Below are 248 nucleotides of genomic sequence, written 5' to 3' on the forward strand. Positions count from 1 at the left end.
CTCTATTCAACGGAGTGCTAACAATATTATATTTCTTTCTCTCCGCCTTGTCAACATGAATATATCAATTCATTCAACACAATTTCTTCTGCACGATTGTGGATGCTGCCCATTCTCTGAATCCATTCCCACTGATTATCCGCTTTCATCTTCTCAGTTACAGACTCAGCTTTTTGCATCTGACTGATAATAACCTGGAATCTCTCTTGTGCCTGCTCATTTATATCAGCAAGGTAAGTCCAGAGCTG

General features: G+C 39.9%; 1 protein-coding gene. It reads right to left on the reverse strand.

Annotated elements, in window-relative coordinates; genetic code table 11:
• Nucleotides 1–50: 50 nt before the first annotated feature.
• A partial coding sequence (locus NE558_RS14305; protein WP_256150841.1) for a TnpV protein occupies nucleotides 51–248 on the reverse strand: 198 nt, incomplete at its 5' end.

It is taken from the genome of Anaerotignum propionicum (assembly GCF_024461735.1).
GTDB lineage: Bacteria > Bacillota > Clostridia > Lachnospirales > Anaerotignaceae > Chakrabartyella.